Below are 16,122 nucleotides of genomic sequence, written 5' to 3' on the forward strand. Positions count from 1 at the left end.
GCCACGGATGATATATTCGTGGTTTTTTATTTCTAAACAAAAGTTACGCATATGACTTATCAAGCTTAATTTCATTTTAAAGTATATAGTGTTTAATTTTTATCATAATGCTTTGATTTTTTATAGTTTAGCGGTTCAAATCAAACACTATGAAAGCAATTCTAAAACTACTTGTTTTATTTATTTTCGTTCAGGCAAATTCACAAAACCTTCTTCAGAATCCAGGATTTGAAGGGTCATATGGTATTTCCGGAGATAATAATGGTTGTGCACCCGGCTATACATTTAATCCAAACTGGTCTGCGACTCCTAGTCCTAGCGAGGTTCAGTTCAGTAAAGAGACGACAAATTATCATAGCGGACAAGCAGCCCAAAAGGCAGTTATAACAAATGTGAATGAATATTGTCATTTTTCCCAGCATATATCCATTACAGGTAACCGTATCCTAAAGGCCAGTTTGTGGGTAAAGGCCAGTACGGCTATGACCATCAATTTTGGCTTGAGAACAAGGTTGACAGGCTATCCATATGTCGCTATGCAAACTTTTACAATAGTACCAAGCAGCACGTGGCAAAAAATTGAGGTGATAGGCAGTATTTGTACAGGGACATACACACAATCAGATATTGACTTCCAGGTCTCTTTTGATAAAAATACCAATGGTACGCTCTATATGGATGATGCGTCAGTAACAGATATAACTAATACATTTGAAGAATTGCCTGAACTCCTTTCCAATCCGGATATGGAAGGTTTTTACAGTTCACAAGCAGATGAGACATTTGGATGCGCTCCGCATTACTTTTATAATCCTGCATGGGGGCCTTCAAGTACCAATGTACTTTTTTCACGTGAAGCTTCTATAAAAAAATCAGGTGATTTTAGCCAAAAGGCTGTTATAACAGGAAATGTAAATGAATATTGTTTTTTTCAGCAAGGCGTAAAACTTCGGCCTCATCGTACTTACAAGGCATCAGTATGGATAAAACTTCACTCCGGCGACGCTAATGATGTTGTTTTAATGCTTAAAGAAAGGCAAACCAATACTGTAATTGCTAGTAAACCTTTTTTAATAAAGTCAGCTAATGGCTGGACATTAATTGAAATTACAGGAACTACACAACAGTTAATATCAAATCCGAACGGTAGCTTTAATGCTGATTTTATCATAAACCTTAAAGATAATGGGCCATTTACAACCACATATTACATTGACAGTGCGTCATTAAAAGATATTACTGACACCAAGTATGTACTTCCAAACCTAATAAAAAATGGTGAATTTAATGGGCCATATGGTACAACGGGCGAATATGCGGGCTGTGCTGAAAACTATTATTATAATCCTGATTGGAACGGAACACCCGCAACAGTGAGTCGCGGAGAAAATATTTATTTACCCCATTCAGCCCCATCTTGCCAGCAAATTATTATTACTAATCCAATACCTTCATATTGCTACTTCGCCCAAGGCTTCAAAATTGATCAAAATCGTAAACTCAAAGCTGAACTGTGGGTACGGCCTGAAGAAAATATTACAATTGAATTGATGTTTCGTTCGCGTAAGTCAGGGAATAAAAAAATTGGTGAAAAAACATTTATTCTGACAGGAGGTTCGGGTTGGCAGAAACTTGAAATTACCGGGAGTACGGGAACGGATGTTAATAATATCAGTGTAAATAATATTGATTTTTTTATAAACTTTAAATCTGCAGGAAATATATGTTTTGACGATGCATATGTCACGGATATTACAGATGTAATGATTCCGGCAGAGACAGAGCAAAAATTACTGAATATTGATTTTGAAGGTGCATTTAAAACAAATGGTATTGCAGAGAATTTTGATTATAATCCGCAGGCACCTAATTCAACCCCATCAACAGTTTATTTCAGCAAGGATACCACCTATCCGCATAGCGGAGCATCGTGTCAAAAAATCCAGGTAACAGAGTTTAATAAACAAATGCATTTCTACCAGAATATTGCCAATGTGACAGGACAGCGAATTTTTAAAGCTACAGCATGGGTGCGATCTACCTGTGCAGAAACCGCAGAAATTGAATTTACCTTACGAAAGAGTTCTGCAAATTATGAAGTAATATCTTCTTCCAGAACTTTGAAAGTAGGCACAGAATGGCAGAAAATTGAAATCACAGGTGGTTTTGGCACCATTGTGAGCGGAAGTTACGATGTAAATTTCTTTATAAACTTCAGGTCAACCGGAATTTTATATCTTGATGATGTTTCTGTAATTGATGTAACGGATGAAATCAATAACCGTCAGGTACAACAGCCTTTTACCGCAATACCGGCAAGTTATTTTGGAATGCATATACATAAAGCACAGGATAGCATATGGCCTAATATAGGGTTTGGAATGTTAAGGCTATGGGATACAGGGACAAAATGGAGTGAACTTGAGCAACAGAAAGATACATTTATTAACAATAGACTTAATACTTATATCAACTTAAGAAACACCAAAGACACACTTTGCGATATAATGCTTACACTAGGTTCCCCCGCCAGTTGGGCTTCTTTTCAAGGAGATGAATTTACCAAAGATGGTATTTCATACGATTTTTATAAATCTGTAGATAAAAATAAGCTACAGGATTGGAAAGATTATATACAATATTATGCTAACAATTATAAGCAAATAAAATATTGGGAAATTTGGAATGAAGTAGAACATTTTTTTACAGAAGAGGGTGAAGATAGACTTACACTGGTTGAACTTGCAGAAGCCGCTTATGATATAATTAAAGCCGCAGATCCGAATAATGTTGTGCTATCGCCCAATTTTACAACTTCATTAGCAGCAAGTGAATTCCTTTATAAATCTAAAGGCAAAAAATGTTTTGATGTATTTTCCTTTCACAGCTATTATTATGATAAGAGCCCGGAACTTGAAATAGGTTTTTGGTATGGGTTTCGGGAAATGCTTGATGCAAATGGAATGACTGATATACCTCTATTTAATACAGAAGGTGCCCAAATTAAAGGTTTTGATTCTATTTCAGGTAATTATCAAGAAAGAGAAGGGTCTGTCTCAAGAGCCTATATTTTACAATGGGCCTACGGAATTTCTAACTTTAACTGGTATTATTGGGAACCATATGTAGATGGCGATGACGATTGGAGTAAATATGGAACTGTTTTATCTAAAAATGATAGTAATTCAAAAGCTACAATATTCACCCGTGCCGGCGAGGCTTATGCAACAACAGCAAGTTGGCTTAAAGGTAAAGTGATGTTTAATAAACAAATAGATACTAATGGCAATTGGATTATATCACTTTATAATCCTCAGACAGCTAATGATGAGTTTATTGTGTGGAATCCAAATAATAATTCTTCTACATACAATGCACCTGTAGGCTATATATCTGAGAGGCTTACCACTGAAACTACAGGCGCCAATATTGGTTTTTCCCCTACACTTTTCAAGCTAGGGAGTTCCTTTACAGGCAGAAAAATTGAAAATCAGAGCAAAAATACAGATTCTGTTTTAATATCTTCTGAGCTATTTGTATATCCAAATCCGGCAGATGACCATCTTATTATCTCGAATACTACTGACAGAAACTTTAAAGCTATTCTATTTGATGTTGTAGGTAAAACTGTAATGCAAAATATCTCCATTACAAATGGACAGAACAGAATTAACCTTCCGGATTTAACTCAAGGTATTTATTTTCTGAAGATTACAATGGGGCAAGAGATAATCAAAACAGAGAAAATTGTGGTAAGGTAATAATTAACTTGTCTAAACAAAAGTTAAACGGCTTCCTTTACGCAAAGATTTTCTTATTTTTGGATACTAATACAGCCCATGACGGAAGAACAAGTGATACTGGTAAACGAGCGTGACGAGCCTATTGGCCTTATGCCAAAAATGGAAGCGCACGAAAAAGCATTGCTGCACAGGGCGTTTTCGGTTTTTATACTCAACTCAAAAAACGAGGTGATGCTGCAGCAGCGCGCAGCGGGTAAATACCATTCACCATTATTGTGACCAATACCACTTGCAGCCACCAGCGCGAGGGCGAAAGCAATATTGAAGCAGGTACACGCAGGCTTCAGGAAGAAATGGGTTTTACCGTTCCGCTTAGGGAATTGTTCTCATTCATATACAAGGCGCCTTTTGACAATGGCCTTACCGAACATGAGCTTGACCATGTTATGATTGGCCGTTATGATGGTGAGCCGCAACTTAACAGGGAAGAAGCAGAGAGCTGGAAGTGGATGGGAATTGAAGCTATTAAAGACGATATGATCTTACATCCTGAGCTTTATACCGTATGGTTCAGGATTATTTTTGATAAGTTTTACCATTACCTTGAGTCGGCTTCAAAAGCCACCGATGGTGAATATCCTTCAATACATTAATTACAATAAAGTGAGAGTAACTGTAAGCAGAAGGGCACATTTTAATGCGGCGCACAGGCTATACCGTACCGACTGGAGCGATGAACGTAATCAGCAGGTATTCGGCAAATGCAATAATCATAACTTTCACGGGCATAACTACGAACTTGTAGTAGGTGTAACCGGTGAGATTGATCCTGAAACGGGTTATGTAATGGATATTAAAGACCTGAAGGATATTATTGAGCAGGAGGTGGAAATACCTTTTGATCATAAAAACCTGAACCTTGATGTGCCTGATTTTGCCAGCCTGAACCCGACAGCGGAAAACATCGCTGTAGTGATATGGAACCGTATCCGTAAGAGGATTGCTGAGGATAAAGATATAGAAGTGGTGCTGTATGAAACACCGCGAAATTTTGTAACCTACCGAGGAGAATAAATATATGGAATTGTATCCGCTGATTTTTGAACCGATTTTGCAGGACCGCATATGGGGTGGTACTAAGCTAAAAACATATCTTGGCAAAAATAAACTCCCTACTGAAACAACCGGCGAAAGCTGGGAGCTTAGCGGTGTTGAAGGTAATGTTAGCATTCTTAAAAACGGAATTTATGCAGGTAAATCTTTGAATGATTTGCTTGATAAATTCCCGGATGAAATACTCGGATCAAAAATCTATGAGCTTTTCGGTAAAAAATTTCCGTTGCTTTTTAAATTTCTAGATGCGCGGGAAGACCTCAGCATACAGGTACACCCAAATGATGAGTTGGCACAGAAACGGCATAATTCTTTCGGAAAGACCGAAATGTGGTATGTAATGCAGGCCGATGAGGGTTCGCGTATTATTGTAGGTTTTAAAAAGAAATCGAGCCCCGAAGAGTATCTGGAACATCTTAAGAACAAAAATCTTATTGACATACTTAATGAGGTTCCCGTTAAGAAGGGCGATGTCTTCTTTTTGGAAACAGGTACCATACATGCTATTGGAGGAGGCATTGTCATTGCAGAGATACAACAGACCAGCGACATCACTTACCGCATTTATGATTGGGACAGGGTAGATGCCGAAGGAAAATCGCGCCAGCTACATATTGAAGAGGCGCTTGATGCCATGAACTATGACACTACCAATACACAAAAGCAATACCATACTGAAAGTAATAAGAGTAATGTTATGGTAGATTGCCCTTACTTTACTACCAACTTCCTCCCTCTTGAAGGTACTAAGAATGTAGAGAATGAAAGGGACTGCTTTACGGTTTACATTTGCACGGAAGGTGGCTTTACTGTGAAATCGGGCGGCGAAGAAAGTTACAGCTTTAAGCAGGGTGATACAGTATTAATACCCGCTGCGTTAAAGAATTATACACTTGAAGGGAATGCTGTTTTACTTGAAATCTACATTTCATAAGTCATAACTCAAAGATTAATTGTAATTTTGCGCAACATTTAAAAACCAGATAAAATGGCTAACGTTAGAAATTTAAAGAAAGACATCAACTTTGTATTGGGTGATATTATAGAAGCTGTGTACCTGTGGGAACTTACAACAGACGGTAAGCCTACAAAAGACAGCGAAGCGCTTATAGATGAGGCTATCATAACATTTGATAACCTTATGAAAAAAGTAAACCAGAAAGGTGTTGAGAATAAAAAACAGCACTTTAAGCAAATTAATACTGAGCTTGAAACTGCTGCTAAACAGCTTGTTGAAAAAATCAACGCTTTGGCATAAAAAAACTGCAATAAAAAGTGCAGGCATTTGTTTGGAAAATTAAAATCCCTGCATATATTTGCACCCGTATTGAGTTGCCGGTGTAGCTCAGCTGGCTAGAGCAGCTGATTTGTAATCAGCAGGTCGTGGGTTCGAGTCCCTCCATCGGCTCAATAAAAAACCGCTTAGGAAACTAAGCGGTTTTTGCTTTTATATTAATTCTTGATTCTTTCGTCCTTTAGTCAAGCCGATTACAATATTTATTATGAACAGCTGCTGTGTGAACAGAACCAAACCATAAAGTATCCATTCAGCGGTTTCAGCTCTTCTAACAAATATGGTATCTGTAGCGCGAAGTGTTGGCAACAATGTCCAAAATAAGATTACGCCTCCAACGCTAATTATAGTATGGACTAATGTAAGTATCCTGACAAGCTTGAAATTTCTTAGTGTCCAATAAATACATCCCGCCAGTAAATAAAGCAGTGTGAATGCAACAGCGAGATATATATGTGGTATCACATAGTAGGTGTCATGTATATTGAGATCAAACACCGTATCTTCACTAAAGAAATGATGTATTATTCCACTGAGTAATATGACTACTGCAGTAATAAAAAACCAAATATGGGTTTTTAATTTCAGCATTTACTCGCCTTGCACTTTTTCCTCTCTTTAATCACTTCCGTCAGCATTTTGCCGTATTTAGACTTTGCCACAGCAGGCGACATACTTTTTGCGATTGTATCAAGGTAAATTACATTGGCATCGGCAATTTCAGACAGCGCCAGGTATGGCCCCACTTCATGCTTTGCATTGTTGTGGGCAAAGTTTACAGTATAAAGGTATCGGCGTTTCAACAGCGTTTCACTAGCTTTGGCAACACTGTCAAGCCTTGCAACATCCCCTGCTTTGGTAGCTTCAAGATTCTTTTTTACCAAATCAAGATTTTGGGCTGTAAAGCGTGACTTTATCTTCAGGAAGTCTTCATAAATCTTTTGGTTTTCACTGCCGGTTATTTTTGCTGCTGAGAAAAATTCATCATTGCGGGTGTTGATGGTCATATTACCCGGTTCAGCAAAAAACGGAAGGTTATTGTCGATAGAATTGGTCTGCCCCCTGTCAAGGAAAAGATACAGCATTTCAGGACCGTCAATCTTCAGGTGGCTTTCAAATTCGCTGCTGCCGTTCAGCACTATGGTATCTATGGCGACAAGCGATGTGTCTGCGGCACGTTGTATATACAATTTTCCTTTTCCAAGGCCTTTTATATTTCCGGTAATGTGCAGGTTGGCATCGCCATGGTCATTTTCTTTATTACACGCAATAAAGCTTAGGGTAGCGGCAATTATGATAATGATATTTCTCATTCTTATAAATATTAAAACGCCGCAAAGTAGTAATAAATAGTGACAGCATAAAATAAAAAAGTCCCGCCATAAGCAGGACTTGTTGTTTAAAGTATTGTATTATTCAATTATAAGTTTCTTAGTGGCTTTCGCTCCGCTATCACCAGTAATTTCCATGAAATACATACCTGTACCAAAACGTGATATGTCAAGCGTAGCAGACGTGGCAATCACATTGTCTTTCACCAAAAGTGTTTTGCCCGTAATATCAATGAATCGCAGCTGCTTAAGGTTTTGGCCTCCCATTGGCGCTGTAATTGTAACCGACTGCCTTGCCGGGTTAGGATACATCGCGAAGCTAGATAAATCAAACTGATTTGTTGACAGTGGCATGAAAAATTCAGTATCAAAAGTATTAGTCCAGATAACAGGATTAAAGTCGAAATAAATGCCCGCAGCGTTTGGTATTACATCATTTACTGCAAAGCCTGGCGTTGGCTTGATACGGAAATATACATATCCATGGCTTGCAGGTTCATTTTGCGCTTCAAATGGCAGCATAATGTTGTTGAACCTCCAGGTAAGCTGGTTTCCAACCCTGTCAACCGTAAAGTTATGGCTTGCGCGTATCATTTCAAATGAAGATGCATCCAGCTGGCTGTCAAGAATATCCTCAATACGTACATTTATCGCAGGAGCCGTACCTGTATTCTGGAACCTGATGGTATAGTACAGGTAATCATTAGCTGTAAATTCATCAAACTTGATACGACCGCCATGGGCCTCCATCTTATCATTAGGGTCATATGAACCGACAACTTCTTCATCAATAGCTGATGTATTATTTGTAACGTCAATATCTAACACTGCCCCGTTTATTGCTGCCGATGTATTAATTGCCTGGCCAAGTGCAACGCCGGGAATAGGCGGTACGTTCATCACGACTGTAATTACTTGTATATCAAAAGGCTGTAGGTTTGTAAAATCATAGGTAAACCCTGTAGGTGTGCTTACTGCTCCTGCTTCAAAAATTGTGGCAATCGTTAGTGCCGGGTCTTTCGTAAAAGTTACTGTTCCGCTAGCAGGCACAACACCCCTGTTTACGTACACAATATGGTTTTTATAGGTAAAGCCGGATAAGGGCTGTGTTGGTGCAATAGCATAAACGGCAAGATCTTCAAAAGGCTGTGTTACCGTTACCGGAAAACGGTGAGTAACAATATTAGTAGCAGTATTTATCGCAACATCATTGTATGATGTTGTTGTAGCTGATACATAAGGTTGCATATTTGCAGGTATAGAAAAGCCTATATCATATGTATTCGATAAATTATCATCGTAGACGCTATGATAGCCTGTCATGTTTGCAATATTATGTACTGTGCCGTTATTATTTTTTTCGTAAGTAAAGCTTCCTGCAGGAAATGGCGCTTCGTCGGTATCAAAAGTGCCATTAGCATTGGCATCGAGAAAAGCATGAAGGCGCAGGCCTGAGCAATTTAGAGTGCCCGCGCCTGGCTGGCTCTGATTTGTTTGCAGGATAGTTATCGTGCCAGCTTGGTTTGAATAGTTTGTAACCATCAATATATAATGCTGTCCAACTTGCGTATTTGGGATAGTAAAGTTTTCAACTGCTTGCGGTGCGTAGCTACAGGCTATTTGTGTAGATGAGTTAAGATTTGCAGGGCCGCATACATCTGAATTGTTAAAAGGCCCCCATACTATAAAATCTACATCTAAGGGATTACCAGTAACACTGGTTTGGTTTATAGTGAAAGCCAGATTTCCACTTGTTGAAACCGGTAAATAAAACCATGCGGGATTTGGCCGCGTTGCAAGACAGCCATATGTTGCGGCAGAAGTAAGCGGCGCAGGGGCTGAATTTACAGTATTGCTGAACGGCATACCTAGAGAGAGCCGCAAAGGCTCAGCGCATTTTCGCAGACGTTGTTTTGTTGTGCATTGATACTTAATACAAATGCACTGAGCGCAAGTAGTGTAAGTAATAATTTTTTCATAGCGTTTGTTTGGTAAGCTGATTGTTAAGGGATTAAAAGTAGTAAAAAGTTTTTAATACTATAGAGATTACAAAATAAAAAGGCTGCGTAATGCAGCCTATTATATTTTATAAGATTTACTTTTACTCAGTAAGGAATTTTACAAGCTTAAGGTTATTGCGGTTAATGAACTCCACAAAATACCCGCCAACGTCAAAGCGCGGGTCTACACCTGTGCATGTAGAGCAGGCGTTGCGCCTTGTTTCAATTACTTTAGTTTTAGGCCTGTCTTTATCTTTGTCATCTTTTTCTTCAAGCGATTTTACTATTACTTTCTTAGCTTCCTGCGGGTCTGTGTTGGTTTTGCAGGTAGTACCCGGGTTTACACCATCAGATGCAAATGCAGCTACACCAAAAACGAGCATTGCAAGCGTTAGTAATTTTTTCATAAGTATAGGTTTTAGTATGGTTTTTTATCACTATCCTTTAAGCCAGGCATTCCGTATTCCTGCCTTTGATGCATCGGTGGCTTTGTAGCCTTCTACCTGCTCGCTGGGCAGCTTTATTTTTCCTTTTACCTGCTGCGTTTTTCCGTCGCGTTTTATGTCAATTGTTATAGGCTCACCCTCTTTCCAGCTCATGCTGCTCATGATTAGGTCATATACATTATTAACATCGTACTTGGTTCCGTTTACCCCTGCAAGCACGTCTCCGCCTTTAAGGCCCAAGGTAGTCATAAATTCATTATCCTGAACATCAGGCACTAAAATAATTTCACCGGCCATATTTGCGGTGATGTATGCCTCCTGCTGCCCCTTGATAAGAGCGTTGCCGGTTTTGGTAACTGTTGCTTTCGTTACACCCATCTTACTGAAATATTGCTCATAAGGTATTGGTGTGTTACCGGCCACATAAGTGTCCAGAAATGTGCGTACTTCAGGATATGTCAATGCTACAACCTTATTGAAAAGCTCACTGTCATCAAACGCCTTGCTGCTGCCGTATTCGTTAGAAAGCTTTTGCATCAGGTCAAGTATGCCGCGCTTGCCGCCACTGCTTTCACGTATTTGTATGTCAAGGCACATGGCAATAAGCGCACCTTTTTCGTATACATTATTGTAAGCATCTTTATATGGTGCCTCAAGTACATTGCGGCTCATTTTGGTGAACGGCATTGTATCATCAAACATTTTTGACGAAGCTATCTTCTCGGCCATTCTTTTGTAAAAATCATCTTCTGTGATAAGCCCCTGGTTTACCTGGAAGAGGTTGGCAAAATATTCTGTAATACCTTCATACATCCAAAGGTGCTCGCTCATCTTGGGCGTATTGAAGTTGAAATATTGAATTTCTTTTGAATGCACCGTAAGCGGCGTTACAATGTGGAAGAACTCGTGCGATACCACATCTTTCAGCGATTCTTTCAGCTGGTCTATCGGCATTTCCTTAGGCATTACCACCGTTGTTGAAGTGTTATGCTCCAGTGCCCCGAAACCTTTGGCATCGTTAGTAGAAAGGTCACTCAGGTAAAGCAGTACGCTGTACTTTTTTGTGCTGTTTATAGGACCGAGGAAACGCTTTTGGGCGCGCATCATGGTTTCCATTTCTGGAGTGATTGATTTTGCAGTGACCTTCCCGTCAGGTGAATACACGCTGATAAGTATGTCCATACCCTCAACGCTAAAGGTTGTGTAATCCGGCTTAGAATACATTATAGGGTTATCAACCAAATCGGCATAGCGCGCTACGGCAAACACATCATTTGTATCTGAGGCATCAGTATCAATAAGCGATGTTGCGCCCCAAAGCGCTGCCGGGTGCGAGATGCTTACAGTGTAAGGTACTTCACCCTTACCATCAAAATAACCCACAAAGCCATGATTGTTCAGCATGTAGTTATTTGGCGAAATATTTGTACCTGCCGGTGAAAACACATCATGAGTGCCTTGGCCTTCAGTGTCATATGTGTCGTTTACCAGATAGGTTATTTTGGCGAGTTTCTTTGCGTTGGCAATCTTCCATGAGTTTACATCGGGCTTAGTTACGGCAAGTTCTTTCCCTTTTGTATCATAAGCCTTAAAACCTTCTATAAAGCTGCCATAGTTATCATCACTGTACGTTCCCGGCACAATCTTAGGAATGTAATAGGTGGTTGTTTCGGTAGTTACTTTTGGCGGAGTCACTGTTACCATCACCTTATCATCTTTTACATCTTTAAGGTTGATGCCAACTTTAATGCCATTACTGCCGGCTTGTGCCAATGCAGGTGTGTATGCAGTAAGGGCTATAGTAAGGCCTGCTGCGCAAAGAAATTTCTTCATCTTTTTAAAACATGTTTCCGTATTAGAAGCGAATAACGGAAAATTGTTACAATGGCTATAAAAATTTAACACTATTGTTTGCTTACCGTCTTTAGCCAGCTGCCTATAGCCTCAAGCGCTACGGGCGAAAATGTCTGCTCAAGGTCGCCATATTCCGCAGGCTTTCCCGTTTTGCTCTCCTGCATAAGATGGTTAAGGCCCTGCAGTTCCATAACTTTTACATTCTTATTGCCGGCTTTTGCGGCCGCTTTTTCTACAGCTGCGAGGTTTGCTTTAGCTTCAACCTGCAGGTCATTGCTGCCATTTATTGCCAATACCGGGCACATCACTTTCTCAAGCGCAGCGCCGGGATTGCCTTTTATGAAGGCGCTGTACCACGGAGATGCCAGCTCCCGCGACTGTACTTCTATATACTGCGCAATGTCGGGCTCGGTAATTCCCTGTTTAAGCAATATCGGCTTCAGGTCGGCGTTCATTACGGCTGCAATTTTTGTTTTCATTTTGGCAAGGTCGGTCTCCTGCTTTATCACATCATACACTTTGCGGTTTATGGCGCCCAGCTTGGTAAGTTCCGTCTCAGGCATACCGTTGGCTTTACCGAGTATGTAGTTCTGCAAAAGCATCTGCTGGTCGCCCGGCAATATGCTTCCGGCAATTAATACAATATAGGCTACTTCAGGGTTAGCCGCCGCAGCCATAGCTGCCACGCTTCCGCCTTCGCTGTGCCCTGCAAAGCCAATCTTCTTAATGTTGATTTCTTTCCTTGATTTCAGGTAAGTAAAGGCAGCCTGCGCATCGGTGGCAAAATCTGTCGTTGTTGCTGTGGCGAAATCACCGGTTGATTCCGCGATGCCCCTGTCATCATAGCGAAGTACGGCAAAACCGTTTCGCGTGAGGTAGTCTGCCAGTACCATAAACGGTTTATGTCCCAATATCTCCTCATCGCGGTTTTGCGCCCCGCTGCCGGTAAGTAATATTACGGCAGGGTGAGGGCCGGCTGTGTTGGGTGTTGTGAGTGTACCGGCCAGTGTTACGTTTGCTGTTGCATTTTTAAAAGTTACATCTTCACTCTTATACGCAAACGGCGCCACAGGCTCCTGTGGTTTCTTCTTTACTACAACCTTTACGGCTTCCCGCGTAAAATCAAGCGGAAGGCTGCCATCGCCCTGCGTGAAAGTTCCTTTAATTGCATTATTTTCAAATTTTCCGCTGTAGCGTATGCCGGCCTGCGGTATGGCCCAGGTAAGCACATTGTCTTTAAACGACACCTGTTCGGTAGGGATGCCCTTTGCGCCCTGGTCAGGACTATCGAAGGTCACGGCATAACCATTACCGGTATTGGTTACGTTGATATCAATACGAAGCTGGCCGCCGGGAAATTTAAGCAGGCCGTGCCATGTTCCGGCTATATCCTGCGCGCTTAGGGTTGCGGTAATGATAAAGGCAAATAGTGTAAATAGCTTTTTCATGAGAAGAGAATTGAGATGATTATTTTGGATAGAACTTCGGCAATGATAGCTGTGATGATGAAATAAATAATGTGTGCTGTTTTCCTGATATTTGTTGCAGTTTTAAAACCATTGTACAGCAGCGTGGCAAACCAAACAAGCAATAAAATCGACACAAGCGCAAATAGTACGATAATGATAAGGCCCTGTGTTTCGGGCATGGCTACTACGGTTACCCCCGTATCTCGCGTTATTTGCCGGGCCACCATCTTTTCGGTTGAGTCTCCCAGATGACCGCCGATATTAAATAACGGTTCAATGATGAATGGCATACGCGCTACGAGAGAAGTGGCAACGATATCTACCAGGCGTGTACGCCTATTAATGATTTTTGCCAGGATAAACAGTGGCAGCACCAGCGAAAATGTCGCGATGGCGTTATCAGCAAACGGTTCCCACATGGCGACATCATCTAAGAGATGAAAATCTATAACGCCGTCAAACCTGCCACCGAAGTACCAGGCAGCCAGTGAACCAAGAGATAACATTACCAAACCAAAAACGATTAAAACTTTTTCGCTGTAATGTTCAAAAGGGTTGAAAAGTTTATTCATGGGTTTTCTGTAATTTTTTTACTTTCTCTATAAGATCGTCAAGCCGGTTGCGCACGGTGGGGTAGCTGTTGCCGATTTGTGCGGCGACTTCTTTTATGCTTCCGCTTGTGAGGAAGAACTTCAGGATGAATTCCTGCTCATCGGCCGTGAGCTGCAGGAAAACGGGCAGCGGGAAGTTGCCCGAAACGCCTGTACTGCAATTGGGGCAGGCCAGCTGCGCCACATTGAGTGATGATGCACAACTTGGGCAAACCACCGGAAGTTTATTTTGGATATTCATTTTAATAAAATTTAATAATGCGAATATATAAATTAATTTTATTAAAGTGAAGTTTAATTTAATTAATATATTATTTTGTATATAAATCAATTTGTTTATATACCATAATTTGGTACTTTTGAATAAAACTAAGATTATGGCAAAGAACACTTCGGTTTTATTAGGAGACCACTTCGAAAGTTTTATCCAGGAAGAAATTGCTTCCGGACGTTTTAATTCGGCAAGCGAAGTCGTTCGGACTGCGTTGCGGCTTTTAGAATTGCAGGAACAAAAGATAAAGCAATTAAGGAACGCAATTGAAATTGGAGAGAAGAGTGGCTTTGTTTCAAACTTTGACCCTGAAGCTCATTTAGCAGAACTTCAGAAAAAGCATTTATGAAAGGTTATCGGATAAGTAGAAAAGCTTTAGAAGATATTGATACCATCTGGATTTACACTAAGGCGAATTGGTCTGTTAACCAGGCAAATCGATACTACAAGCTGATTTATCAGGAGATTGATTATATCGTCGAAGATTTTGAGAGCGGAAAAGATATTAGTGATATTAAACCCGGTTACAGACAAGCAAAAGTAAAATCACATTTTATCATCTATAGAAAAGGTGAGGATAACGCAATTGAAATTGTGAGGATTTTGCATCAGATGATGGATATTCCGAATAGGCTATAACAACCTCAAACCCGCGGAATAATATTTTGCAATAAGTATTATCTAGTATATATAAGTGAAAAAGTTTGTTTTAATTGTATTTGCGCTCTTAGCATTATCATGCTCTAAGCCTGTAATCGAAATAACACCAACGTATATTTATAATAGTGAATGGTCTACTTATACTGTAGAAATATCAGAAGTCGAATTGAAACAAAATATTCAAAATCCAGGCGCTGTTTCCGGTTTTGAACTTTTTAATATGCTTCAAAAAAATGGAGATGGAAGCATAATCAAAAAAGACTCCAATTTCTTATTTAGTAAAACCGGATTTTCACAAAACAAAATTATGTTTACGGAACAGAACGGTGATTTAATTTGGAGTAATAGAAAAAATATTAAACAAGCCGCTAAAGTTTTAGGCAGGTTGAAAGAAGATACTTGGTATGTCTTGAGCGGAATTAAAAGTAACTGGCTTTATTTTGCTTACTTTAAATCAACAGGAAAGCATTATGTATATAGTATTATGCCGACAAATATTTAGACTAATATTGTGGAGTTACAATCTCTACACCGCGCTAATGCTTTAGTATGGTTTTAATTAAATTTGGAACGATGCCCAACTTCCCAAACTAAATAATCAATCTTCAATCTAAAATTCTTCCTACTTTTACCGAAATTTTTGAAAACAGATTTGTGGGAAGTAAGAATAAACTAAAGCGCTTCAGGGAAAACGAGACATTTGATAATGTGCTGCAGCCAACCCGTGAGGAGGCTGTAAGCGGCAGTTTTCCGCTGAAGGGCAAATGGAACAGTGACTTTTTTAAGAACGACAACCCGATAGTGCTGGAACTCGGTTGCGGCAAAGGCGAGTACAGCGTTGGCCTGGCCGAACGTTACCCTAATAAGAATTTTATCGGCATTGATATAAAAGGGGCCCGTTTCTGGCGTGGCGCCAAGACTGCCGTTGAAGCCGGTATGCGCAATGTGGGTTTCCTCCGCACGCAGATAGAGCTCATCAACCACTTTTTTGCCGAAGGTGAGGTCAGCGAGATCTGGATCACTTTCCCCGACCCGCAAATTAAATACAAGCGTACCAAGCACCGCATGACCAATTCGGCATTCCTGCAGCTTTACAAAAAGATTTTGAAGCCCGACGGGCTTATGCATCTTAAAACTGACAGTGAATTTATGCACGGGTATACCCTTGGCCTGCTTCACGGCGAGGGCCACAATGTGCTGTACGCCAACCATAATGTATACCGCAACGAGGGCGCGCCTGAAGTTGTGACATCTATACAAACTTTCTATGAAAAGCAGTATCTTGAGCTCGGTAAGCCAATTACTTATATTCAATTCAAAATAAAATAAA

General features: G+C 40.2%; 15 protein-coding genes, 1 tRNA gene and 1 pseudogene. 10 read left to right on the plus strand and 7 right to left on the minus strand.

The window, feature by feature from the left end; translation table 11 throughout:
- Positions 1-149 precede the first annotated feature (149 nt).
- From LRS05_RS04540 to LRS05_RS04565, 6 genes and pseudogenes are all read left to right on the plus strand, one after another.
- Complete coding sequence (locus LRS05_RS04540; RefSeq protein ID WP_257867236.1) at positions 150-3,761, plus strand: T9SS type A sorting domain-containing protein; 3,612 nt, start codon at positions 150-152, stop codon at positions 3,759-3,761.
- Between the two features lie 78 nt (positions 3,762-3,839).
- Positions 3,840-4,396: pseudogene (gene idi, locus LRS05_RS04545) on the plus strand (isopentenyl-diphosphate Delta-isomerase).
- Between the two features lie 10 nt (positions 4,397-4,406).
- On the plus strand, positions 4,407-4,817 hold the full coding sequence (locus tag LRS05_RS04550; protein WP_257867237.1) for a 6-carboxytetrahydropterin synthase: 411 nt from the start codon (positions 4,407-4,409) through the stop codon (positions 4,815-4,817).
- A gap of 4 nt (positions 4,818-4,821) precedes the next feature.
- Complete coding sequence (locus LRS05_RS04555) at positions 4,822-5,790, plus strand: type I phosphomannose isomerase catalytic subunit (protein ID WP_257867238.1); 969 nt, start codon at positions 4,822-4,824, stop codon at positions 5,788-5,790.
- A gap of 54 nt (positions 5,791-5,844) precedes the next feature.
- Positions 5,845-6,114 (plus strand): hypothetical protein, encoded by a 270-nt coding sequence (locus LRS05_RS04560; RefSeq protein ID WP_257867239.1) that lies wholly within the window; start codon positions 5,845-5,847, stop codon positions 6,112-6,114.
- 76 nt (positions 6,115-6,190) lie between these two features.
- Positions 6,191-6,264 (plus strand) — tRNA-Thr (locus LRS05_RS04565).
- A gap of 470 nt (positions 6,265-6,734) precedes the next feature.
- Here the strand turns inward: LRS05_RS04565 and LRS05_RS04570 are convergent.
- From LRS05_RS04570 to LRS05_RS04600, 7 genes are all read right to left on the minus strand, one after another.
- On the minus strand, positions 6,735-7,463 hold the full coding sequence (locus LRS05_RS04570; RefSeq protein WP_257867240.1) for a DUF4369 domain-containing protein: 729 nt from the start codon (positions 7,461-7,463) through the stop codon (positions 6,735-6,737).
- Between the two features lie 99 nt (positions 7,464-7,562).
- Positions 7,563-9,365: a T9SS type A sorting domain-containing protein gene (locus LRS05_RS04575; RefSeq protein WP_257867241.1), complete on the minus strand. Its 1,803-nt coding sequence runs from the start codon at positions 9,363-9,365 to the stop codon at positions 7,563-7,565.
- Positions 9,366-9,582: 217 nt separating this feature from the next.
- Positions 9,583-9,888 carry a hypothetical protein gene (locus LRS05_RS04580; RefSeq protein WP_257867242.1) on the minus strand — a complete coding sequence of 102 codons (306 nt, stop codon included), beginning with the start codon at positions 9,886-9,888 and terminating at the stop codon, positions 9,583-9,585.
- A gap of 30 nt (positions 9,889-9,918) precedes the next feature.
- Complete coding sequence (locus LRS05_RS04585; RefSeq protein WP_257867243.1) at positions 9,919-11,760, minus strand: peptidase M61; 1,842 nt, start codon at positions 11,758-11,760, stop codon at positions 9,919-9,921.
- A 71-nt stretch (positions 11,761-11,831) separates the two neighbouring features.
- Positions 11,832-13,229 carry a S9 family peptidase gene (locus LRS05_RS04590; RefSeq protein WP_257867244.1) on the minus strand — a complete coding sequence of 466 codons (1,398 nt, stop codon included), beginning with the start codon at positions 13,227-13,229 and terminating at the stop codon, positions 11,832-11,834.
- Complete coding sequence (locus LRS05_RS04595; RefSeq protein WP_257867245.1) at positions 13,226-13,822, minus strand: hypothetical protein; 597 nt, start codon at positions 13,820-13,822, stop codon at positions 13,226-13,228. The genes LRS05_RS04590 and LRS05_RS04595 overlap by 4 nt, the downstream gene beginning before the upstream one ends.
- Positions 13,815-14,102 (minus strand): DUF2089 domain-containing protein, encoded by a 288-nt coding sequence (locus tag LRS05_RS04600; RefSeq protein WP_257867246.1) that lies wholly within the window; start codon positions 14,100-14,102, stop codon positions 13,815-13,817. Before LRS05_RS04600 ends, LRS05_RS04595 begins: the two co-directional genes overlap by 8 nt.
- A 136-nt stretch (positions 14,103-14,238) precedes the next feature.
- Between LRS05_RS04600 and LRS05_RS04605 the strand changes: the two genes are divergently transcribed.
- The 4 genes from LRS05_RS04605 to trmB all read left to right on the plus strand — a co-directional run bounded on the left by LRS05_RS04605 (position 14,239) and on the right by trmB (position 16,121).
- Complete coding sequence (locus LRS05_RS04605) at positions 14,239-14,481, plus strand: type II toxin-antitoxin system ParD family antitoxin (RefSeq protein ID WP_257867247.1); 243 nt, start codon at positions 14,239-14,241, stop codon at positions 14,479-14,481.
- Entirely contained in the window at positions 14,478-14,771 is a 294-nt protein-coding gene (locus LRS05_RS04610) for a type II toxin-antitoxin system RelE/ParE family toxin (protein ID WP_257867248.1), read from the plus strand. Before LRS05_RS04605 ends, LRS05_RS04610 begins: the two co-directional genes overlap by 4 nt.
- 55 nt (positions 14,772-14,826) lie before the next feature.
- Positions 14,827-15,294, plus strand: a complete 468-nt coding sequence (locus LRS05_RS04615) for a hypothetical protein (RefSeq protein WP_257867249.1) — start codon at positions 14,827-14,829, stop codon at positions 15,292-15,294.
- Between the two features lie 152 nt (positions 15,295-15,446).
- Positions 15,447-16,121 (plus strand): tRNA (guanosine(46)-N7)-methyltransferase TrmB, encoded by a 675-nt coding sequence (trmB, locus tag LRS05_RS04620; protein WP_257867250.1) that lies wholly within the window; start codon positions 15,447-15,449, stop codon positions 16,119-16,121.
- Position 16,122: the final 1 nt, after the last annotated feature.

Origin of the sequence: Flavobacterium sp. J372 (assembly GCF_024699965.1) — a bacterium.
Classification (GTDB): domain Bacteria; phylum Bacteroidota; class Bacteroidia; order Flavobacteriales; family Flavobacteriaceae; genus Flavobacterium.